This window comes from Nguyenibacter vanlangensis (assembly GCF_013376155.1).
GTDB classification, from domain to species: Bacteria; Pseudomonadota; Alphaproteobacteria; order Acetobacterales; family Acetobacteraceae; genus Gluconacetobacter; species Gluconacetobacter vanlangensis.
Genome location: NZ_JABXXP010001226.1, coordinates 1 through 564, shown reverse-complemented (window position 1 = coordinate 564; position 564 = coordinate 1). Strand labels below are relative to the sequence as shown.

Below are 564 nucleotides of genomic sequence, written 5' to 3'. Positions count from 1 at the left end.
CCGGCGCCGAGCCCCGGTTGCCCGGTGGCGGGGTCGCCGCGCGCCGGAGCAACCGAATCCGGATCTTGCGCGTCATCAGCGGTCAGGATGAAAACGCAGCACGCCATCCGCGTCAGGCGGATCTACGACCCGCCCGCCCCCGATGACGGGGCGCGCATCCTGGTGGACCGGCTGTGGCCGCGGGGGATCAGCAAGGCCCGCGCCGGCCTGACGCTGTGGCTGAAGGAGGTCGCGCCGTCGGCCGAACTGCGCGCGTGGTTCGGGCATGATCCGGCGAAATGGGCGGCGTTCGCGCGGCGCTATCGCGCGGAACTGGACGCCAACCCGGCCGCCGTCGCGGAATTGATGCGGCAGGTCGCGGCGGGCCCGGTCACGCTGCTTTATGCCGCCCATGATCCCGCGCATAACCAGGCAATCGTGCTGGCCGCGTATCTGGCCGCATATCTGAAACGGGCGCGAGGCGGCTGACGGTCAGGGCAGTCCGGTGGCGAAACACGTCCGCACCGGCGCCAGGCGCGCGACGCCCATCGACAGGCGCCGTATTCCGGCCTCGACCAGCAGCCG

The 564-nt window shown here is 71.8% G+C and carries 1 protein-coding gene; it reads left to right on the top strand.

Annotated features, from left to right (window positions below):
- Positions 1-87 precede the first annotated feature (87 nt).
- A complete protein-coding gene (locus tag HUK84_RS22270) occupies positions 88-468 on the top strand; it encodes a DUF488 domain-containing protein (protein WP_176642053.1) in 381 nt (126 codons plus the stop codon).
- The last annotated feature ends 96 nt before the right edge of the window (positions 469-564 follow it).

Coding starts and splice junctions, on each gene's coding strand:
- HUK84_RS22270 (WP_176642053.1), top strand. CDS start 88: ATGAAAACGCAGCACGCCATCCGCGTCAGGCGGATCTACGACCCGCCC.